The sequence below is a fragment of the Corynebacterium sp. ACRQP genome (assembly GCF_022345915.1).
GTDB classification, from domain to species: domain Bacteria; phylum Actinomycetota; class Actinomycetes; order Mycobacteriales; family Mycobacteriaceae; genus Corynebacterium; species Corynebacterium lehmanniae.
On the sequence record NZ_JAKRMZ010000019.1, the window covers coordinates 1 to 18,646 of the forward strand.

21 protein-coding genes and 1 rRNA gene are annotated in these 18,646 nt (G+C 64.9%); 8 read left to right on the plus strand and 14 right to left on the minus strand.

The genetic code is table 11. The annotated features are described in order from the left end of the window. The 4 genes from MHY23_RS08400 to MHY23_RS08415 all read right to left on the minus strand — a co-directional run. Window positions 1–64 (minus strand): 16S ribosomal RNA (locus MHY23_RS08400); the annotation flags it as partial. A gap of 552 nt (window positions 65–616) precedes the next feature. After that, window positions 617–1,615 (minus strand): hypothetical protein, encoded by a 999-nt coding sequence (locus tag MHY23_RS08405; RefSeq protein ID WP_239307165.1) that lies wholly within the window; start codon window positions 1,613–1,615, stop codon window positions 617–619. Further along, complete coding sequence (locus MHY23_RS08410) at window positions 1,615–2,373, minus strand: ATP-binding cassette domain-containing protein (RefSeq protein WP_239307166.1); 759 nt, start codon at window positions 2,371–2,373, stop codon at window positions 1,615–1,617. Before MHY23_RS08410 ends, MHY23_RS08405 begins: the two co-directional genes overlap by 1 nt. Then, window positions 2,370–2,744: a GntR family transcriptional regulator gene (locus tag MHY23_RS08415; protein WP_239307167.1), complete on the minus strand. Its 375-nt coding sequence runs from the start codon at window positions 2,742–2,744 to the stop codon at window positions 2,370–2,372. The genes MHY23_RS08410 and MHY23_RS08415 overlap by 4 nt, the downstream gene beginning before the upstream one ends. A 183-nt stretch (window positions 2,745–2,927) precedes the next feature. Between MHY23_RS08415 and MHY23_RS08420 the strand changes: the two genes are divergently transcribed. After that, a complete protein-coding gene (locus MHY23_RS08420) occupies window positions 2,928–4,310 on the plus strand; it encodes an NYN domain-containing protein (RefSeq protein ID WP_239307168.1) in 1,383 nt (460 codons plus the stop codon). A 312-nt stretch (window positions 4,311–4,622) separates the two neighbouring features. Here the strand turns inward: MHY23_RS08420 and MHY23_RS08425 are convergent, their stop codons facing one another. Both MHY23_RS08425 and MHY23_RS08430 read right to left on the minus strand, forming a co-directional pair. Further along, window positions 4,623–5,561, minus strand: coding sequence for a PspA/IM30 family protein (locus MHY23_RS08425; RefSeq protein ID WP_239307169.1), 939 nt, complete (start codon window positions 5,559–5,561; stop codon window positions 4,623–4,625). A gap of 88 nt (window positions 5,562–5,649) precedes the next feature. Further along, the gene (locus MHY23_RS08430) at window positions 5,650–6,021 is read right to left on the minus strand and encodes a co-chaperone YbbN (protein ID WP_181889294.1); all 372 of its coding nucleotides are present in this window, start codon (window positions 6,019–6,021) and stop codon (window positions 5,650–5,652) included. Window positions 6,022–6,082: 61 nt separating this feature from the next. Between MHY23_RS08430 and MHY23_RS08435 the strand changes: the two genes are divergently transcribed. From MHY23_RS08435 to MHY23_RS08450, 4 genes are read left to right on the plus strand one after another with little or no spacing between them, the layout of a single operon-like run. Next, window positions 6,083–6,343, plus strand: a complete 261-nt coding sequence (locus MHY23_RS08435; RefSeq protein WP_239307170.1) for a transporter — start codon at window positions 6,083–6,085, stop codon at window positions 6,341–6,343. Window positions 6,344–6,355: 12 nt separating this feature from the next. Beyond that, a complete protein-coding gene (locus tag MHY23_RS08440) occupies window positions 6,356–6,556 on the plus strand; it encodes a heavy-metal-associated domain-containing protein (RefSeq protein ID WP_239307171.1) in 201 nt (66 codons plus the stop codon). A gap of 21 nt (window positions 6,557–6,577) precedes the next feature. Beyond that, complete coding sequence (locus MHY23_RS08445; protein WP_239307172.1) at window positions 6,578–8,842, plus strand: cation-translocating P-type ATPase; 2,265 nt, start codon at window positions 6,578–6,580, stop codon at window positions 8,840–8,842. 41 nt (window positions 8,843–8,883) lie between these two features. Continuing rightward, a complete protein-coding gene (locus MHY23_RS08450; protein ID WP_239307173.1) occupies window positions 8,884–10,197 on the plus strand; it encodes an MFS transporter in 1,314 nt (437 codons plus the stop codon). Between the two features lie 18 nt (window positions 10,198–10,215). Here MHY23_RS08450 and MHY23_RS08455 read toward each other — a convergent pair whose 3' ends face one another. Further along, the gene (locus MHY23_RS08455) at window positions 10,216–10,404 is read right to left on the minus strand and encodes a hypothetical protein (protein WP_070844554.1); all 189 of its coding nucleotides are present in this window, start codon (window positions 10,402–10,404) and stop codon (window positions 10,216–10,218) included. A gap of 106 nt (window positions 10,405–10,510) precedes the next feature. Next, window positions 10,511–12,028, minus strand: a complete 1,518-nt coding sequence (gene dnaB, locus MHY23_RS08460; protein ID WP_181889298.1) for a replicative DNA helicase — start codon at window positions 12,026–12,028, stop codon at window positions 10,511–10,513. Between the two features lie 374 nt (window positions 12,029–12,402). On the opposite strand from dnaB, the gene MHY23_RS08465 reads away from it, so the two are divergent. Next, window positions 12,403–12,822 carry a hypothetical protein gene (locus MHY23_RS08465; RefSeq protein ID WP_239307174.1) on the plus strand — a complete coding sequence of 140 codons (420 nt, stop codon included), beginning with the start codon at window positions 12,403–12,405 and terminating at the stop codon, window positions 12,820–12,822. Here the strand turns inward: MHY23_RS08465 and MHY23_RS08470 are convergent. After that, window positions 12,799–14,859 carry an ATP-dependent DNA helicase RecQ gene (locus tag MHY23_RS08470; protein ID WP_239307175.1) on the minus strand — a complete coding sequence of 687 codons (2,061 nt, stop codon included), beginning with the start codon at window positions 14,857–14,859 and terminating at the stop codon, window positions 12,799–12,801. The two genes, MHY23_RS08465 and MHY23_RS08470, sit on opposite strands and share 24 nt — an antisense overlap. A 71-nt stretch (window positions 14,860–14,930) precedes the next feature. On the opposite strand from MHY23_RS08470, the gene MHY23_RS08475 reads away from it, so the two are divergent. Further along, a complete protein-coding gene (locus MHY23_RS08475; RefSeq protein WP_239307176.1) occupies window positions 14,931–15,137 on the plus strand; it encodes a CopG family transcriptional regulator in 207 nt (68 codons plus the stop codon). Continuing rightward, window positions 15,134–15,508, plus strand: a complete 375-nt coding sequence (locus MHY23_RS08480; RefSeq protein ID WP_239307177.1) for a type II toxin-antitoxin system death-on-curing family toxin — start codon at window positions 15,134–15,136, stop codon at window positions 15,506–15,508. Before MHY23_RS08475 ends, MHY23_RS08480 begins: the two co-directional genes overlap by 4 nt. On the opposite strand, the gene MHY23_RS08485 is transcribed toward MHY23_RS08480, so the two are convergent. From MHY23_RS08485 to MHY23_RS08505, 5 genes are all read right to left on the minus strand, one after another. After that, the gene (locus MHY23_RS08485; protein ID WP_239307178.1) at window positions 15,505–16,179 is read right to left on the minus strand and encodes an AAA family ATPase; all 675 of its coding nucleotides are present in this window, start codon (window positions 16,177–16,179) and stop codon (window positions 15,505–15,507) included. The genes MHY23_RS08480 and MHY23_RS08485 overlap by 4 nt on opposite strands. Before the next feature lie 162 nt (window positions 16,180–16,341). Further along, entirely contained in the window at window positions 16,342–17,040 is a 699-nt protein-coding gene (locus tag MHY23_RS08490) for an AAA family ATPase (RefSeq protein ID WP_370645835.1), read from the minus strand. Then, the gene (locus MHY23_RS08495) at window positions 17,031–17,429 is read right to left on the minus strand and encodes a type II toxin-antitoxin system VapC family toxin (protein WP_239307179.1); all 399 of its coding nucleotides are present in this window, start codon (window positions 17,427–17,429) and stop codon (window positions 17,031–17,033) included. Before MHY23_RS08495 ends, MHY23_RS08490 begins: the two co-directional genes overlap by 10 nt. Before the next feature lie 8 nt (window positions 17,430–17,437). Then, window positions 17,438–17,725, minus strand: coding sequence for an antitoxin (locus MHY23_RS08500; RefSeq protein WP_239307180.1), 288 nt, complete (start codon window positions 17,723–17,725; stop codon window positions 17,438–17,440). A 54-nt stretch (window positions 17,726–17,779) separates the two neighbouring features. Then, entirely contained in the window at window positions 17,780–18,541 is a 762-nt protein-coding gene (locus tag MHY23_RS08505; RefSeq protein WP_181889305.1) for a hypothetical protein, read from the minus strand. Window positions 18,542–18,646: the final 105 nt, after the last annotated feature.

Here is an 18,646-nt window from a genome sequence, read left to right on the forward strand (position 1 = left end):
CGACTTGCATGTGTTAAGCACGCCGCCAGCGTTCATCCTGAGCCAGGATCAAACTCTCCACAAAAACAGTTTCAGCAGAAACAGGCCGTGAAAAGCCCAAACCCAACCAAAAACAAACCAAACACCCAACACCCAAAACAGGCATCAAGTGACTGGCAAAATCCAAAAATTACAAAGGTTCAACAACCAACCCCCAACCCGACGGGGTCATAAGCAGGGGCTGGCCAAAAATACGTGAAACATGTTCAACCACACCCCACGCACACCGAACCAAAAACGATGACGCGATCCATCATTGGAATTCAACCACGCCACCACCGGCACACACCCACAGGCGCGCACCACACAGTGCACAAAAGGCAGGCAAACACACCCACGCAACAAAAGTACATTGGCACACTATCGAGTTCTCAAACAACACCAGCACACCCAAACCAACCCACACAAGTGGACCAGTCCGAAAGTGACTTTGGAATCCGCCAGCGATTGTTTTCCTGCCCGCCACACAAACCGGAAAGAATCTCACCTTCCAGCGGGGCGTTGTCGGTCTCGCTGACTCGATATAAGTTACACACACCCCACACACAACACAAACCCGCAGCGCACAGCCTTTTTTCTATACGTTCTTACGTGCTTGTTTCGGGTTCATGTAGCCACCCAAGAACGCGGCGTGCATGCCAACACCGATGAGCAGGAAAACCCCAGAGACCACCAGGCAGTACAAGGCCTCCCCGTCCATAAATGACGCCACTTCCGCTGACCGAGAAACCGGAATGGCCAGGAACATTGCCGGCAACAGCCCCATACCGCTGCGTCGCACCTTCATTGCCGTCCCCAGCACCGCGCACGCAAAGGCCCCCGCGGCCCCGACCGCAACCGCGGCCCAGCTCAAGTGCGAGACAAAGCCGACAACCAACAGGTAAACCAGCACCGACACCACCGAGGCCGCCAACGACGCAGCGAGCCACCGCCGCCGCGGCACCCCGTAGCTCGCGCCGACGTCCGGACCGGCGATCCCCGAGCCGTACATGCAATACATGGCGTACCAAACCAACAGTGGCAACGCCCCGATCCAGAGCCTCAAAGGCTCACTACCGATGAAGCTGGCCAGGTACAGCGTCACGCAGTGCGCCGCCGCGATACCCAAAGCCCACAGCAGCTGCGGTTTCCACACCAGCTCAACAAGGAAACCGCCGGACCCCAGGCGCCCGCGAACGCGTTCGCGCCCTTCCGGCACTTCGCCGGTGACAAAGCGCTGCCCCATAATCAGACCGATCGCCAACGCACCCAGGGCGCCCAGCACGCCGACCCAATCGGGCCGCAGCAGCAGCGCCACCACCACGCCGATCACGACCGCGGGCACCACAGCCATCGCGGCCAGTCGCAGCCGCCAGGCCCGGGGCATCCCATACGCCATGTATGCCGTCTCCTCCATCGACAGCGCACCAATCACAAACAGGGTCACCATCGCAGGTGTCATCACCGCAGTGAGCGGGTGGTCCGTAATCGTCGCGCCGAGGCCGAACATCACCGCCAGCGGCACCATCCACAGCAGCCTGAACAGCGAGGGGGCGACGAACTGGTGGCGGAAGAATCCGAGCAGGGTCGTGTTCATCAGTACACCTCCAGGTAGTGCTCGATGAGGTCGTCGAAGTGGGCGGGGCGGGCATGGCGCGAAGCGGCGTCGATAGGCAGAAGCTCCCCTCCAGCCACCGCGAAGCTGTCGGCATCCTCGGGGGCACATTGCTTTGCGACGGCCCCCTCACGTCCCAGAATCACCGCCGTATCCAGCACCTTCGCCGCATCATCGATGTGGTGGGTGGCCATGACGATGGTGCGGCCGGTGTCCGCCTGGTCCAGCAGGTGGCGGTAGAACACCTCGGTGTTGTGGGTGTCCAGGCCGACGTAGGGCTCGTCCAGGAGTAGAAGATCGGTGCCGGAAGCGAGCCCGATAACGATGGCGATCATGGCGCGCTGCCCGCGGGAGAGCTTCCCGTAGCGGGTTTCCAATGCCTGATCCATGGCGAAGTCGGCGGTCAGTGCGTCGGCAAGCTGCTGGTCCCAGGTGCGGTAGCGCAACCGCGCACCCTTGATTACATCCGCGCCGGACCACGTGCCCGGGTAGGCGGTGTCAACGCCGGTCAGGCACGTGTTGTCCATGACAAACGCGTTGTCGAAGGGGCGCACGCCGAACACCTCGACGGTGCCGGAGGTGGGTTTGAGTTGACCGGACAGGATGCGCAGCAGCGTGGATTTTCCCACGCCGTTGCGGCCGAGCAGGCCGTGGATGCCGGGGCCCAGATCCAGGTCGACGCCGGTGAGCACGTCCTTGGAACCGAAGCTGCGGGTCAGGTCGCGGGTGTGGATGGTCATTGGTACATGCCTCTGCTTTCTGCGACGCGGTCGATTAGGTCGTGGAGGTCGGAGCGGGTGTAGCCCAGGTGCAGGGCTTCGTCGATGAGCGGGGCGATGTAGTCGCCGGCGAAATCCTCGCGACGCTTCGCCAGGATCTGGTCGCGGGCCCCGTCGGTGACGAACATGCCGAGGCCGCGGCGCTTTTCCAGCACGTGATCGTCGACAAGCAATGCAAGCCCCTTGCGCGCCGTCGCGGGATTAATTTCATGGAACTGGGCGAGCTGATTTGTCGACGGTGCTTGCTCGCCGGGCTTCAGGGTGCCGTCGACGATGAGGTCGGCGACGAAACTGGCGATCTGCACGAAGAGCGGCTCTGCGTCAGTGTTCATGCCCTGCCCTCCGGTTGATTGGTTAGTTACTCGAGTAACTAACTGACTATCACGCAGCCCGGGGGAGCGCAACCAGTTCGCAGGAAACCGTGACAAATACGACGTGGAATGACTGAGCTTTTTCAGGCAAGATGGTGCGTGTAACGCTACTTAGCAACGAAAAAGAATCGGAATTTAGGAGCCATGCTTGAACGCACACTTGTGTTCGTCGACACGTCATACCTGCTCGCGAGCTTTTACAACTCGTGGGAAATCGGCGCCCGCGCACAGTTAGAAATTGACCTGCCGGAGGTTGTGGCAACCCTCGGCAAAATGATCACCGACCAGCTCAACCAACCAATCCACCGCCAGTTCTGGTACGACGGCATCCCCGACTCAGGCCCGCACCGCTACCAGCGCGCGCTGCGCACCTGCGACGGCGTGCAACTGCGCACCGGCCAACTCATCGAGTGGGGCGAGCGCCGCACCCAAAAAGGCGTGGACACCCGCCTCGTCGCCGACCTTGTGGTCAACGGCGTGAGCGAAAAATTCACCGACTTCGTGCTGGTCTCCGGCGACGCGGACATGATCCCCGGCGTCGAGGAAGTGACCAGCCGCGGCGCGCGCATGCACCTCTACGGCTTCGGCTGGGACTCCATGTCCTCCGCCCTGCGCCACGCCTGCGACAGCACCACCATCCTCGACCCGCGCGAGGACTTCGCCGACGCCATGCGCCTCCAGGTGCTCGAGGGCCCGCTCCCGCCCAGCATCAGGGAGCGCCCGCTTAACGACGCTGCTCCGCTCGAAGAGGCGGACGGCCCCACCGCGGTTCCAGGGCTGGGCCCCGACCCGCTCCGGCCGGACGCCGGCGCTGCGGGGGACAACTCGGATTCGGACGCTACTTCGGATGCCGCCTCTGCGGGTGCTTCGTCCGCCCCGAAGCCGGGACAGGCGCCTGCTGCCGCACCCGCCGCCCCGAAGCCGTCGGACATCGTGGGCACCCCGACCTCGCAACAACGCACCCACCGCCCGGACGAACCAGAGATGGACGAGCCTTCCGAGGCACAGGTGGAGGCGAACAACGAGTCGAACAAGCCCGGTAACCAGAACGTCTCCAGCGAGCCCGACCGCCCGTCGGCGCCCGCCCCGTCGGCGCCCGCCGAGGGTGCGAAACCGTCGCCCGCGTCGCTCGCCGGCACCAGCACGGACGCGCCTGCGAGCGCGCCGAAGCCGGGGCCCAAGCCTGCGCCGAAGCCGTCGATGATGGCTCCGCGCCGCAAGCTGCGCTCCCGCTACGTGCCGCTTCCCGAAGAAGTGTGGACCTCCGCCGGCTTCCAAACCCCCTACGACGTGGGCCAGCAGTACGCTAACTGGTGGTTTGAGAACGCCGCCTCCAGCGAACAGCGCGACAACGCCCACCTCCTCTCCGGCGGCGGGCTGCCCCCGGAAATCGACCGGCCGCTGCTGCAGTTCGCCTGCGAAACCCTGCACGAGTACACCTTGTCCGAGACCCAGCGCGTCAATCTCCGCGACGGGTTCCACTCCGGCATCCGCGGCGTACTCATCAACATCCGCCGGGAGAGCTAACGCGGTTCTGGAGTTGTTGCGGCGCTCCGGGGTTTCGGCCCTCGGGGCGCCTTTTCCGACCCAATTGCGGGATAGTTCACTCGCTTGTGAACTAATCGGACTGCGGGCTTTCAATGTCCTGGGGATAGTGAATTATTCAACCGTCCAAGTGGGAACTAATTCACTGATCGGGTCTCGGTGAGTGAACAAATCCGCTAGGGGCGCCGACACTTCGCGGCGGAATCTGTCAGTCAGCCCCTCGAGCCCCAGGTCAGCACAAACGGCCGCCGTAATCTGTCAGGCGGCCGTTTGTGATCTGCTAGTTGGAGGCGGTTAGTCCTCGTCGCGCATGTACTTCTCGGCGTCGGCGAGGATGTCGTCGGTGTTGTTGGCGTTGTCGGTGTCGGAGGTCTCCGGGGCGTCGGCGGCGACGCGACGGGAGCTGCCGGACGGCTTCAGCTCGGCGGCGGACTCGGCGGCCTCGCCCTCACCAGAGCCCGCCTCGAGCTGGCGGTCCGCGTCACCGGCGCCCGCGCCGGAGCCGGCCTCGAGCTCGCCGGACATGGACGCGCGGATCTGGTCCAGACGGCTGGCGGCGGCAGCGTCGGTGGAGCCGGACTCGATCTCGGCCATGCGGTCGGTCATGGAGTCCTTCATCAGCTCCTGCTGGCCCAGGGCGTTGGCGTAGCGGCGCTCAATCTTGTCGCGCACACCGTCGAGGGTGGGCACGTTGTCGTCGTTGAACTGGTTCATCGAGTCCATGGTCTTGGCCGTCTGCTCCTGCATGCGGGCCTGGTTGAGCTGGGACTCGAGCTGAGAGACCTGGGAGAGCTGCTCCTTCAGGTGCGCCTCGGACTGCTGCTGCTTCTGCTGCGCTTCCTTGGCGGCGTGGTCGGCGGACGCGTAGGCCTGCTTGGTCTGCTCGAGCTCCTGCTCCACGGACACCAGCTGGGTGGCGATGACCTCGGCGGCGTTGTTGAACTGCTGCGCCTTCTCGGCGTCGCCGGCCGCCTCCGCCTTCTGCGCGGCCTGCAGGGCGGTGCGCGCCTTGTTCTGCAGGTCCTCCTGGGACTTGATCAGGCGTTCCATCTTCATCTGCAGCTGGTTCCGGTTGCCGATGATGTTGGCCGCGTGCTCGGAGATCGCCTTGTGCTGCTCCTTCGCAGCAGCGACGGCTTGCTGGATCTGCACCTTCGGATCTGCGTTCTGGTCGATCTTGGTGTCGAACGACTGCATGAGGTACTTCCAGCCCTTGCTAAACGGGTTCGCCATTGGAGTGTCCTTCCGGTGGTGGGGTTCGTCGTTAGGCAAGTGTACGCATGAAAAAAGCGCCCGTCTCGCGGGCGCTGAATAAAAAGGCCTACTGTTCGGAGGCGTTCTGCTCGGCGATCTGCCGGCGGACGTCGTCCATGTCCAAGTCCTTGACCTGCTGGATAAGGTCGTCCAACGCGGCCGGCGGCAAGGCGCCGGCGTTCTGGTAAATCAGGATGCCATCGCGGAACGCCATCAGCGTCGGGATCGCCCGGATGTCCAGCCCCCTGGCCACCTGCTGGTTGGCTTCAGTGTCGAGCTTGGCAAAGGTGACATCGGTGTGCTTTTCAGAGGCCTTCTCGTAGGTCGGCGCGAACTGCTTGCACGGGCCGCACCAGTCCGCCCATGCGTCCACAAACACGATGCCGTCTTGGGTGACGGTGTCCTGGAAAGTGTCGTCGGTTACATCGATCGTGCTCAAAGTACGCTCCCTAAAGCTTTTGGTTATTGTTGTAGAGATTGCAACGGGTACAACCCTAACAATGTCCGAGCTATTCCAAGCCGGGCTGGAACGAGTGGAAACCAGGAGGCGTGCAGCAGCCATGACGAAGACGTACCGGATCTCGGGCCCGAAGGACGAAGTCGCGGTCGATTCGCTCAAAGACGAGCTGTCGCTGGTGGACGGCACCCACGAGGTGGAATTGGACCTCGAGGCCGGCCACCTCACCGTTGTCGGATTCACCTTCGCCGACGAAGATGTTGTGCAGGCGGCGAAAAACGCCGGCTACGTAATCGAGATTTAAGGAGGACACACCATGGCCGGACGCGAGTTCAACGTTGAGGGCATGACCTGCGGGCACTGCGAGATGAGCGTGCAGGAGGAGATCTCTGAGGTCGCGGGCGTGACCGCTGTGAAGGCGGACCACACCACCGGGAAAGTCACCGTCGAGGGCGACGGCTTTTCCACCGACGACATCGCGGCCGCGGTGAAAGAGGCCGGTTACACACTGGCCTAACCCGGGCCTAAGCTGGGGGTTATGACTGAAACCCCGATAGCATTGCAGCACGTCGAGCTGGGCGTCACGGGGATGACCTGCTCGTCGTGCTCTTCGCGCGTGCAGCGCAAACTCAACAAACTCGACGGCGTGGACGCCACGGTGAACTTCTCCACCGAGACGGCCACCGTCGATTTCGACCCGGCGAAGACGTCGTCGCAGGTGCTTATCGACGAAGTGCGCTCCGCCGGGTACGACGCGTTTGAAATGACTGATGACGCGGTGGGGGGTGAAGCGGCGGCCAAGGGGGCGTCGACAAGCGAGAAGCTCGAGGATGCCCGCCTGGAGGAAGCCGAAAAGCTGAAACGCACCACGATTTGGGCGGCGCTGGTGTCGCTGCCGGTGATGCTGGTGAGCATGGTGCCGGCGCTGCAGTTCACCAACTGGCAGTGGGCGGCGTTCGCGGCGGCGACGCTGGTGTTTTTCGCCGCGGGCAGCGTGTTTCACCGCGCGACCTGGGTGAACCTGAAGCACGGCGCGGCGACGATGGACACGCTGATCACGCTGGGCACGTCCGCGGCGTACCTGTGGTCCGTGTGGGCGCTGTTTTTCGGCAACGCGGGCGAGCCGGGGATGGTCATGGAGATGTCCATCTTCCCGTCGCACGCCGGCATGGACGAGATCTACCTCGAGTCCGTGTGCGTGGTGATTACGTTCCTGCTGCTAGGCAGGTGGTTTGAAACGCGGGCGAAGGGGCAGTCCTCGGAGGCGCTGCGCGAGCTTTTGGACATGGGCGCCAAGGACGCCGCCGTGATCCGGGGCGGCAAGGAAGTGCGCGTGCCGATTGCCCAAGTGGCGGTGGGCGACCAATTCATCGTGCGGCCCGGCGAGAAGATCGCCACCGACGGCCGCGTGGTGTCCGGGCACTCGGCCGTGGACGAATCCATGCTCACCGGCGAGTCCGTGCCGGTGGAGGTCTCCGAGGGGTCCGCGGTCACCGGCGCGACGCTGAACACCTCCGGTCGCCTGGTGGTGGAGGCCACCCGCGTCGGCGCCGAAACCACGCTCGCGCAGATGGGCAAGCTCGTGCGCGACGCGCAGGCCGGCAAGGCGCCGGTGGAGCGGCTGGTGGACAAAATCTCGCAGGTCTTCGTGCCCGTGGTGGTGCTGGTTGCGCTGGTGACGCTGGCCGGACACCTCCTAGTGGGCCACAGTGTCGCCCACGCGTTCACCGCGGCGGTGGCGGTGCTGATCATCGCCTGCCCGTGCGCGCTTGGGCTTGCCACCCCGACCGCGATCCTGGTGGGCACCGGCCGCGGCGCCCAGCTGGGGCTGCTAATCAAGGGCCCTGAGGTGCTCGAGTCCACCCGCCAGGTGGACACGGTGGTCATGGACAAAACCGGCACGATCACGTCGGGCGAGATGGGGGTTGCGGACGTCGTCGCAGCTGACGGCTTCGACGCCGACGAAGTGCTGCGGCTCGCCGCCGGCGTGGAGGCCGGCTCCGAGCACCCGATCGCCCGCGCGATCGTGGAGGCGGCCAGCGAGGTGCCAGCCTCGGAGAACTTCCAAAATGAGGTGGGCAAGGGAGCGTCCGCGCTTATCGACGGCCACCCGGTCCGCGTCGGCCGCCCCTCCCTGCCGCTTGGCGGGCTAGCCAGCGCCTTCGAGGACGCCGAACGTGCCGGGGCGACCCCGGTGGCCGTCGAGGTGGACGGCGCCCTGGCCGGGTTCGTCGCCGTGCGCGATACCGTGAAGGCAGATTCCGCCGACGCCGTGGCGCAGCTGCGCGGGCTGGGGCTTACACCTCACCTGCTCACCGGCGACAACGCCGGCGCGGCAGAGGCCGTCGCGGCGGAAGTGGGCATCGACCCGGCTAACGTCACCGCGGGCGTCCTGCCGGAGGACAAGGTGGAGGTGGTCAAGCGCCTCCAGGCCGAGGGCAAACACGTGGCCATGGTCGGCGACGGTGTCAACGACGCCGCCGCGCTCGCCCAGGCGGACCTCGGCTTGGCCATGGGCGCGGGCACGGACGTGGCCATCGAGGCCGCGGACATCGCGCTGATGCGCAACTCGCTGACCTCAGCGGCGGACGCGATCAGGTTGTCGCGCAAGACCCTGAAGACGATCAAGGGCAACCTGTTCTGGGCGTTTGCCTACAACGTCATCCTCATCCCGGTGGCGGCGCTGGGCTTCCTCAATCCGATGCTCGCCGGCATCGCGATGGCGTTCAGCTCGGTGTTCGTGGTGTCGAACTCGCTGCGGCTGCGGGCGTTCAACTCCGTGTCGTCGGGCGCAGGTGAATAAAAACTGCCAACGCGCGGGAGAGCGCGCCCTACACTCCCCGCATGAACTCTTCTGCGCAGCTCACCCGCACTGAGCGACTGGACCGCCTGCCGGTCACCCCGAAACACAAGCGCCTGCTGGTCGGCTCCGGGATCGGCTGGGCCCTCGACGCGATGGACATCGGCCTCGTGTCCTTCATCCTCGCCGCGCTGGCCGCGCAGTGGAATTTGGACAACACCACCACGGGGTGGATTGCGTCGGTGGGGTTCGTGGGCATGGCCATCGGCGCGAGCCTGGGCGGGCTGCTCGCCGACAAGATCGGCCGGCGCCAAGTCTTCGCCGCAACGCTCTTGCTCTACGGACTGGCCACCGGCGCGTCGGCGCTGGCGTGGTCGGTGGCGTCGCTGATGGTGTTCCGCTTCCTGGTGGGCCTTGGCCTCGGCGCGGAGCTTCCCGTTGCGTCCACACTGGTCAGCGAGTTTTCGCCGCGGAAGGTTCGGGGGCGCATGGTCGTGCTCTTAGAGGCGTTTTGGGCGGTGGGGTGGATCATGGCGGCCGTCATCGGCACCTTCGTGGTGGCGCAAAGCGACAACGGCTGGCGTTGGGGCTTCGCGCTCGGCGCGGTGCCAGCCATGTACGCCATCTACGTGCGCATGGGACTGCCGGAATCCGTGCGCTTCCTCGAATCAGTGGGCCGGCACGACGAAGCCGAACGGATCGTCCGCGACTTCGAGGCCGAGGCCGACCCCGCGCAGTGCGACACCGCCGCGCCAGCCCAGGAACACCCCGTCGATGGCGGAATCTGGGGCCCGGAGCTGCGCGGGCGCACCGCCGCGTTTTGGGCAATTTGGTTCTGCGTGTCGCTGTCCTACTACGGCGCGTTCATCTGGATCCCGTCCCTGCTGGTGGAGCAGGGTTTCTCCCTGGTTCGCTCGTTCACCTTCACGCTGATCATCACCCTGGCGCAGCTGCCCGGCTACGCCGCGGCCGCCTGGCTCATCGAGCGGTGGGGCCGCCGCATCACGTTGGCGAGTTTCCTCGCGGGCTCGGCGATTGCTGCGTTCGCGTACGGCATGGCCAGCACGGAGTGGCAGATCATCGCTGCGGGTTGCCTGCTCAGCTTCTTCAACCTTGGAGCGTGGGGTGCGCTGTACGCGATCGGCCCAGAGCTCTACCCCACCGCTATCCGCGCAACCGGCACGGGCGCGGGCGCGGCGTTCGGCCGCATCGGCTCAATCCTCGCCCCGCTAGTGGTCCCGCCGGTGCTCGCCTTCGGCGGCTCGACGGCGGTGTTCGGCGTGTTCGCCGCCGCCTTCGCGCTGGCCTGCGCGGCGGCGTTTACGCTACCTGAGCAGCGTGGGGTGGCGATTGCGTAGTTCAGGCGGAGCCCGTCGCTAAGCAAAGAAGCGCGTAATGCGCGACAGCAGCGACTTGTCCTCCGTCGCCTTGTCGATCTCCTCGATGTTGCGCGGCAGGTTGAGCAGCAGCGTGTTCTCCCCCGTCTTGGCGACAGTAATGCTCGGGTCGAGCTTGGCCACCGTGCTCGCGCAGGCGGCGGGGCCGTTCATGGAACGCACGGTCATGGCTTTCTCCTTTGCAGCTTTTGCGTTGTGCTGTTGAAGCATAAACGCGTTTCCGCAGCGTGTCACCGTTGGAAAGCCATGCCTAACTGTTCATAGGGCAGGTTAACTAGCCGTGCGCCATGTTGACGAAGCGCGAGTAGTGCAGCTGGTGCGCCACCGGAATGGTGTCGATCGGGCCGCCGCGGTGCTTCGCCACGATGATGTCGGCCTCGCCCGCGCGCTCGTCGTCGCGGTCCTGCGAGTCCGGGCGGTAGAGCAGAAACACCATGTCGGCGTCCTGCTCCAGCGAGCCTGACTCACGCAGGTCAGCCAGCTGCGGGCGCTTGTCGGTGCGGGCCTCCGGGCCACGGTTGAGCTGAGAGATGGCGATCACCGGCACCTCGAGCTCTTTGGCGAGCAGCTTCAGGTGGCGGGAGAACTCCGAGACCTCCTGCTGGCGCGACTCGACCTTCTTGCCGGAGCTCATCAGCTGCAGGTAGTCCACCACAATCAGGTCCAGGCCGTGCTGCTGCTTCAGGCGGCGCGCCTTGGAGCGGATTTCCATCATGGTGAGGTTCGGCGAGTCGTCGATAAACAGCGGCGCGTCCTGAATCTCGGTGAGGCGGTGGGTGAGCTTCTCCCAATCACGCTCCTCCATCTGGCCCGAGCGCATCGCCGAGAGCTTGATCTCCGTCTCCGCGGACAGCATGCGCATGATGATCTCGGAGGCGCTCATCTCCAGCGAGAAGATCACGGACGTCTTGTTCTGGTGGATCGAGCACGAGCGCATGAAGTCCAGCGCGAGCGTGGATTTACCCACACCGGGACGCGCCGCGATGATGATCATTTGGCCAGCGTGCAGGCCGTTGGTGAGCTTGTCCAGGTCGATGAACCCGGTGGGCACGCCCGCCTCGAGCGCGCCGCCGGAGGCGATCATGGTCAGCTCGTCAATAGTGGGCTTGAGCAGTTCCGACAGCGGGCGGTAGTCCTCGCCCGACTGGTTGCGGGTGATGTTGAAGACCTTCTGCTGGGCGTGGTCGACGATCGCGTCGACCTCCATGCCCTCCTCGCCCTCGTAGCCGAGCTGCACCACCTGCGTGCCGGCGTTGACCAGCTGGCGCAGGATCGACTTTTCCTCCACGATCTCCGCGTAGTAGCGGGCGTTCGCCGCCGTGGGAACCTCGGAGATCAGCGTGTGCAGATACGGCGCGCCGCCGACGCGCTCGAGCTCGTTGATGCGGTCCAGCCGCCCAGCGACAATGAGCACGTCGACGTTGCTGCCCTGCGCGAACAGGTCCAGGATGGCCTGGTAGATCAGCTGGTGCGCCGGAAAGTAAAAGTCGTCCGGGCGCAGGCTTTCCGCCACATCCAGGATGACGTCGGGGTTGAGCAGCATCGCGCCGATGACGGAGCGCTCCGCCAGCTCGTCGTGCGGCGGCGTGCGGTATTCCTGCAGCTCGTTGTTGCCGCGGTTGAAGTTGGAGTAGCGGTTGCTTCTCGACGAGCTACCGCCCCTCCCACCTTTCCCCCTCGAGTTACCGCTGTTGCCTTGGAACGCGTCAAAGTCGGAGTCGCTGAAGTCCCCGTAGTCCGCGGCCGGTTCCGGCGGCGGCACGTAGTCGTCGAAGCTGTCGTCTGCACCCATGGGCTCCCCTTTCGCTGTGTGTATGAGACTACCCCGTAATGCAAACCGCAAACCGAGTTATCCACAGGGGGTGTGGACAATTGGGGAATGTGCGGGTGAGTTTTCCACAGGGGTGGTGTTTGCGGTGTGGAATTCGTGTGAATTCGAGACTCCAAGCCACTGGACAACGGTACATTTCCGCAGTTCACCCTGTATATTTTCAAACTCACGCCGAGTGACGTTTTAGGTGGATAACTCGGTTGACCACGGCGTTTGACAACCACGAAATGTCCACTCGAGTGGACAATCTAACCCCTACCCAGGCTGTATAACCCACCACTTATCCACATTCCGTCACAGGGGCGCACCCGGTGTGTTTTTGTTACCGTCGTCGCATGTCCCCACGAGCAATTCTCTGGAGTTACCTCGTCTTTGCAGTGGCGTTTCCAGCAGTGTGCGTGGCTGGGATGCGAGCGGTTGGCGGCAATCTCGACTTCGCGGCCTACCGCCTCGCCTTCGCCGTCCTCGCCGTGCTTGCGGCAGCGGGAGCGGTCGGATGGGCTGCCACCTACACTGCGGCAGCGCGGCGGAGTGGCCCTGCGCACGGTGTGGCCGTCTGGATCGCCACAGCGTGCCTTGCCGTGGGCTTCGGCTCTGTCGCCGACTCGAGCTGGCAGGAATACCAGGCGGGCATGTCGCTGCCGATCATCAACCTGTTTCTGTACCTCATCCCTCTCGGCTTACTCATCCTGCTCGGCTCGGCCGTTGCGCAGACAGCGGCGGCGAGGACCTCACGCCCGCGAGGCGAACGCTAGCGGCAGCACCTCCACACCGAATCGCTCGGCGATATCCGCTGCCGCGACGGTGACGGACCAGCCGGAATCCACCTCGCCGGCAAGCAGCAACACCGGGCCCTCGCCCACGTCGAGCCCCGAGTAGTCGAAGTACCGGTCCAGCGCATTGACGCGGAAGGCGGAGTTGCGCGCCTGAACCTCGGTCTCCCCGGCGCGCACTACCCCGCCGTAGGTCATCTGCCCCACCCGGGCCAAGGCCTCGGCGGTGGAGGCGACCATCTCCGCCCGTGCCGGGTCCGCCGAGCCGAGCGCGACCACTGTGGCCGGGCGCGTGTCCCAGTCCCAGTCCGCCAGCACGGCGACGAAGCGGGTCAGCCACTGGTCGTCGCGCCAATTCTCGGCGGGGCGGTAAGCGTTGTCGCGCAAGAGTTGGGCCAGGGCGGGGCCGCGGGCGACGTCGTTGAGCCGGCCCAGCGCCTTGCCGCCGAGTACGCCCTTGATTTTGCCGCGGCGCGCGGAGCCTGTCGGCCACATCTTGCGCTGGGAAAGCGGCACACCGGGGGCCTTCAGGCGGGCGTCGATGCGCTCGGCGAGCGCCGGGTCCACGTCGGTGGGCAGGTGGTTGCCGGTGCAGTTGTCGCAGCGCCCGCAGCGCTCCCCCTCCCCGATCGTCGGATCGTCCAGCTCGCTGCGCAAAAACACCATGCGGCAGGCGTCCGTGGACTCGTAGGCCAGCATGAGGTTTTGTTCGCGCTCGCGGGCGTCCGCCAGGCCGTCGTAACGCTTGTGGTCGTAGGCCCAAGACTCACCGGTAGCAACCCAGCCGCCCTTGACGCGTTGCACCGCGCCGTCAACGTCCAGCACTTTCAGCGCCTGGTCAATGCGTGTGCGCGACAAGTCCACGGCGTTTTCGAGTTTCGGGGTGGAGATTGGATCATCGCCGAGCGCGCCCAGCAGCTGCTGCACCACCGGCTCCTCCGGCATGGACACGGACGCGAAGTACTCCCACACGCGTTGATCCTCCGGGCCGGGCAACAGCACCACCTCGGCGTGGTCGGTGGCGCGCCCGGCGCGGCCGATCTGCTGGTAGTAGCTCACCGGGGAGCTCGGCGCGCCCAGGTGCACCACGAAGCCGAGGTCCGGCTTGTCAAAGCCCATGCCGAGCGCCGATGTGGCCACCAGGGCTTTGAGCTCGTTGTGGATCAGCGCCTGCTCGAGGCGCTCGCGCTCCTCCGCCTCCGTGCGGCCGGTGTAGGCGGCCACGTTCCACCCGGCGGTCTCCAGCGCCTCCGCCAGGTCGTGCGCGGCGGCGACGGTCAAGCAGTAGATGATGCCGGAGCCCTCCACCTGCGCTAAGTACTGCGCGATCCAGGCAGCACGCTGGGTGGGGTCTGCCAGGCGCACTACGTTGAGCGACAACGACTCTCGGTCCAGCCCGCCGCGGAGCACGCCGGTCCCTTCGCCCAGCTGGGCGACCACGTCGGTCACCACGCGGTCGTTCGCCGTTGCGGTGGTGGCCAGGACGGGGGTGTTGGCCGGGAGGTCGTCGATAAGCAAAGAAATGCGCCGGTAATCCGGCCTGAAATCGTGCCCCCAGTCGGAGATGCAGTGGGCCTCGTCCACAACCAGCATGCCGACGGACTGCGCGAGCTGCGGCAGCACTTCCTCGCGGAAACCCGGCGCGTTGAGGCGCTCCGGGCTGATCAGGAGCAGGTCCAGCGTGTCGACGTCTGCCTGGATCTCCTCCCACTGCGTCATGTTCGCGGAGTTGATCGTGGCCGCCCGGATGCCGGCGCGTGCGGCCGCTTCGACCTGGTTGCGCATGAGCGCGAGCAGCGGCGAAACGATAATCGACGGGCCCTCGCCCGACTCGCGCAACAGCTTCGCGGCGATAAAGTACACCGCCGATTTTCCCCAGCCCGTGCGCTGCACCACTAGCATGCGTTTGCGCTGGTTAACGAGGGAATCGATGGCCGTCCACTGGTCGTCGCGCAGGGCGGCGTGGGGCCCCGCGATGCCCTTGAGAAGTTCGTCCGCTTGTTCGCGTGTCGCAGTCATGGCGCACACCATATACCACGGCCCCGACACGGGTGTTCGAACAGTGGTACTGAAACGGTACTATCGTTATCATGGCGCTGAACTTGAGACTGACCGATGATGACGACAAAATGCTTTCCGATCTGGCCAAAAGCTCTGGAACATCCAAGCAGCAGACCTTGCTTCGATTGATCCACCAAGAGTGGGAGAAGGAAGAAGCTCGTAGGCACGCTCATGCTGAGTTGGATCGCATCTTCCAAAGCCGTTCGAGGCTCATGGACCGGTTAAAAGACGCATGACGGATCCGCGCTCTCTCTTTCAAGTCGAGATCATCGCCGAATGGGTGAAGGTCCAAGGATTCCATATCAAGGATATGGGTTTATTGGCATCGGCAATTGAACGTCCGTGGCTCCGATTCGGCAATAGAGACCTCTACCCCGATGTGTGGCACAAGGCTGCAGCCATCCTCGACAGCATGGAATCTAGCCACCCCCTCCATGACGGCAACAAGCGCATCGGAGTACTGCTTTGCCTACTCATGCTCGCGTCCCACGGTGTCGACGACGAGACTCTAGCCGAAGATGATCTTTTCGACCTCGCCTGTGACGTGGCCAAGTACCACCCAGAGGTATCCGTTATCGCTGCTCGCTTACGGAGGCTAGCTAGCTAACCCAGCTCGCCCTCCGCCCAGTCCGCCATGTACTCGGCGATGCCGTGCGGGTCCGCCAGAAAGTCGCGCATCGCCCGGAACGCGAGTGTGTCTTCCACCGCCAGGCCGCGGTCCACGCCGTGCTCGCCGACCTCCACGATCTCCGCGCCCGGCACACCGAGCACGATCGGCGAGTGCGTCACGGCAATCACCTGCGCGCCCTGTTCCCCGATCGCGTGTAGCTGCGCCACCAGCGCCATCTGCGCGACGGCGGACAGTCCCGATTCGGGCTCGTCCAGCAAGTACAGCGCATCCGGGGTAAACCGCGAGGTCAGCTCCAACACGGACTCCCCGTGCGACCGTTCGTCGAACTCCGTGACGCGCGTGTGCGTCTCGCCGCGCAGGAAATACCCGGCCTTGGCGCGCGCCCCGGTCCGAAGCCGCAGCGCGCCAAACATCGGGTCGTGGGCGCCAGGCTTATCGACGCCCCACGGCCCGCCCTCGACCTTAAACCCCCACGCGCGGGCAATCCCCTCCAACAGCGTCGACTTACCCACGCCGTTGCCGCCGGTGATCAGCGTGACCGGGTGTGTCAGCGGGAAGCCGAACTCCGCGACGTGCTCAACCGCCGGCGCGTCGAGGGCCCACGGCGGGGCCTTCGACGCGTCGACAGAGACGTGCTGAATGAACATGGGGCTCATCCTACGGCGGGGTCAATACGTTGAGGTCGATAGCTCCATGTCGATAGTTGCAGGTCAGCGCCTCTTGGCCTGCCGGGGCTCCAAAATCCGAAAAAGCTGTGACCAGCAACTATCGACCTCGAGATATCGACCTGAACGCTCAGGTCAGGCTCCCTAACCGTCCACCAGGAATCTCGCCGTGCCGGCCGGGTCGTCGATGAACTCTTGGGTGGCGGTGACGGGCTCGGCCTCGTCGAAAAGCATGGGCTCCAGGGTGGGCACGGCGAGGATGCGGGCGTCGGGGACGGCGAGCAGCACCGGCGAGTGCGTGGCCATGAGCACCTGCGCGCCGCGGCGGATCAGCACCGCGAGCAGGCCGAGCAGTTCGAGCTGGGAGAAGACCGAGAGGCCGTCTTCGGGCTCGTCCAGGATGATCAAAGAGTCCGGGCCGAAGCGTTCGTGGGCCATGCGCATGATGCCTTGGCCGTGGCTGCGGCGAGTGAGGTCTTGCAACGGGTCTTCGATTCCGAGGCTTTCATGGTATTCGGCGAGGTCGAGGTATGTTTCGCCGCGCAGGAAGTACACGTCGCTCGGGTTCTCGCGACGGGTCAGCGTAAGCGAGGCGTGGAGGCTGGAATGGTCCCCGGCCTGGAACTGGGCGTGGCGGGATCCACCCGCGGCGTTGGCGCCGGCGGCCACAGCGATCGCCTCCACCAGCGTGGACTTCCCCGACCCGTTGTCGCCGGTGAGGATCGTGGTTTGCGCGAGCTCGAGGGGCTTTTCAGCCAAGCGACGCACCACCGGCAGGTCGCGGGCGTAGCCCTCCACCGGCGCGTCGATGCGGACCTGGGTGACGAACATGACTACCGCCAATTCTCCAGCTTCAGGTTGGGCACGCGCGCAAACTCGCGCTCGTTTGCAGTCACAAGCACTAAATCATTTCGGATCGCCTGCGCCGCGATCCAGAGGTCGTTCGAGCCGATGACCTGCCCCCGATTCAGAAGATCAGACCGGAGCTTGCCGTATAGGCATGCGGACTCCCGATCGACCTCGAACACAGGGCAACCGTGCAGCAGGAGGTCGTACACCCGCCGCATAGCATCTGGCCTGCGGGACCTCTCGATTCCGGCCTGAATTTCGCCAAGAACCACAGTTGATAAGCAAAGCTGCGCACTAGCTAGCTCAGAACTTTTGCGAACAACCTCTGGATGGTCACCACGTTCAATATCGATCCACACATTTGTATCGAGGAGGTACCGCACCGAATCTCCTATCGCTCGACGCCGCGGTCAAGATCGGGGGGAAGGTCCTCCGGCAGATCATCAACTTCTTCGACCAGCCCAGATTCAATACCGTTTACGCGCTGGAACTCGCGCAACCTCGCCACCACATGCCCGAACGATTCTTCCTCCGGCCGCAGCAGCAAACCTTCCGGCACACGTTCGATCATCACTCTGTCCGAATCAAAGCGCAGTGCCGCCGGAATCCTGACGGCCTGGCTGTTTCCCGACATGAACACTGTCGTGCGGACTGGCCCGTCCTGAATTGGTTCGGCCATAGCAATCACCCCTAGTTCAAGTGTATATCCAAGAGGATATACACACCCTGACAACTACCGCAATCCGGCGGGCAGCGGCAGCAGTCCGTCCACCGCGAGCAGCACGCCGAACGCCGTGCCGGAGACCACGCCGATGATGTTCGCGCTGCCATCCGGGTTGACGGTGTAGACCGGCCCGCCGGAATCGCCGTGCAACGCCAAGATCAGCACTGCCAGCTCGCCGGTGTCCGGGTTCACCTTCAACACCGGGCCGCAGGTGCGCGAGGTGCGCGCGCCGTCCTTGCACACAATCTGGCCCGGCTTCACCGCCGTCACCGGGTGGTAGCCCGCAACACGGCGGGTGGGGTTGATGCGCTGGACTGCGTCCGACAACGGATTGACCGCGCCGATGACCGGGATGTCGACGGCCCCACCGCGGGCGGCCGCGGCGTTGGTAACGCCGCCGGCCAGCGGGAACCAGGCGACGTCTCGGAGCGGGCTGCCCAGCGTATTGTCGCCGCGCATCTCGTAGCCCGAATCCCGCAGGTCGCCCGAGATCTTCGTGCGGCCATCCGCCGCGTACACCGCCACCGGCACCGCGCCACCAATCGGCGCCAGGCAGTGGCCCGCCGTCACGCCGTAAGCCTGCCCGTCGCGGTGCGCCACCGTATTCAGCGAACAGCCGTAACGGGAACCGTCGCTGTACGCGACGCGGATACTGTCGCCGGCGTACATCGCCACGGCCTGCGCCGGCATGGCGAACCCGGCCGCAGCAGCCGCCGCGAGCAGGAGGGACACAGCCAAAGTGCGCACGCGGCGCGCCACGGAAAACGTCATGGGCGGTATTGTATCGGCACACTAAAAGCGCGGGCCCCACTCCTCACAAGTGGGACCCGCGCTTTTAAATGCTGTTGTCGTTGGACTGCAGTTTTCCGTTCTCAG

What these genes read in the sequence shown, in the direction of transcription:
- MHY23_RS08405 (WP_239307165.1), bottom strand. Translation starts at nt 1,615, where the DNA reads ATGAACACGACCCTGCTCGGATTCTTCCGCCACCAGTTCGTCGCCCCC.
- MHY23_RS08410 (WP_239307166.1), bottom strand. Translation starts at nt 2,373, where the DNA reads ATGACCATCCACACCCGCGACCTGACCCGCAGCTTCGGTTCCAAGGAC.
- MHY23_RS08415 (WP_239307167.1), bottom strand. Translation starts at nt 2,744, where the DNA reads ATGAACACTGACGCAGAGCCGCTCTTCGTGCAGATCGCCAGTTTCGTC.
- MHY23_RS08420 (WP_239307168.1), top strand. Translation starts at nt 2,928, where the DNA reads ATGCTTGAACGCACACTTGTGTTCGTCGACACGTCATACCTGCTCGCG.
- MHY23_RS08425 (WP_239307169.1), bottom strand. Translation starts at nt 5,561, where the DNA reads ATGGCGAACCCGTTTAGCAAGGGCTGGAAGTACCTCATGCAGTCGTTC.
- MHY23_RS08435 (WP_239307170.1), top strand. Translation starts at nt 6,083, where the DNA reads ATGTCCGAGCTATTCCAAGCCGGGCTGGAACGAGTGGAAACCAGGAGG.
- MHY23_RS08440 (WP_239307171.1), top strand. Translation starts at nt 6,356, where the DNA reads ATGGCCGGACGCGAGTTCAACGTTGAGGGCATGACCTGCGGGCACTGC.
- MHY23_RS08445 (WP_239307172.1), top strand. Translation starts at nt 6,578, where the DNA reads ATGACTGAAACCCCGATAGCATTGCAGCACGTCGAGCTGGGCGTCACG.
- MHY23_RS08450 (WP_239307173.1), top strand. Translation starts at nt 8,884, where the DNA reads ATGAACTCTTCTGCGCAGCTCACCCGCACTGAGCGACTGGACCGCCTG.
- MHY23_RS08455 (WP_070844554.1), bottom strand. Translation starts at nt 10,404, where the DNA reads ATGACCGTGCGTTCCATGAACGGCCCCGCCGCCTGCGCGAGCACGGTG.
- dnaB (WP_181889298.1), bottom strand. Translation starts at nt 12,028, where the DNA reads ATGGGTGCAGACGACAGCTTCGACGACTACGTGCCGCCGCCGGAACCG.
- MHY23_RS08465 (WP_239307174.1), top strand. Translation starts at nt 12,403, where the DNA reads ATGTCCCCACGAGCAATTCTCTGGAGTTACCTCGTCTTTGCAGTGGCG.
- MHY23_RS08470 (WP_239307175.1), bottom strand. Translation starts at nt 14,859, where the DNA reads ATGACTGCGACACGCGAACAAGCGGACGAACTTCTCAAGGGCATCGCG.
- MHY23_RS08475 (WP_239307176.1), top strand. Translation starts at nt 14,931, where the DNA reads ATGGCGCTGAACTTGAGACTGACCGATGATGACGACAAAATGCTTTCC.
- MHY23_RS08480 (WP_239307177.1), top strand. Translation starts at nt 15,134, where the DNA reads ATGACGGATCCGCGCTCTCTCTTTCAAGTCGAGATCATCGCCGAATGG.
- MHY23_RS08485 (WP_239307178.1), bottom strand. Translation starts at nt 16,179, where the DNA reads ATGTTCATTCAGCACGTCTCTGTCGACGCGTCGAAGGCCCCGCCGTGG.
- MHY23_RS08500 (WP_239307180.1), bottom strand. Translation starts at nt 17,725, where the DNA reads ATGGCCGAACCAATTCAGGACGGGCCAGTCCGCACGACAGTGTTCATG.
- MHY23_RS08505 (WP_181889305.1), bottom strand. Translation starts at nt 18,541, where the DNA reads ATGACGTTTTCCGTGGCGCGCCGCGTGCGCACTTTGGCTGTGTCCCTC.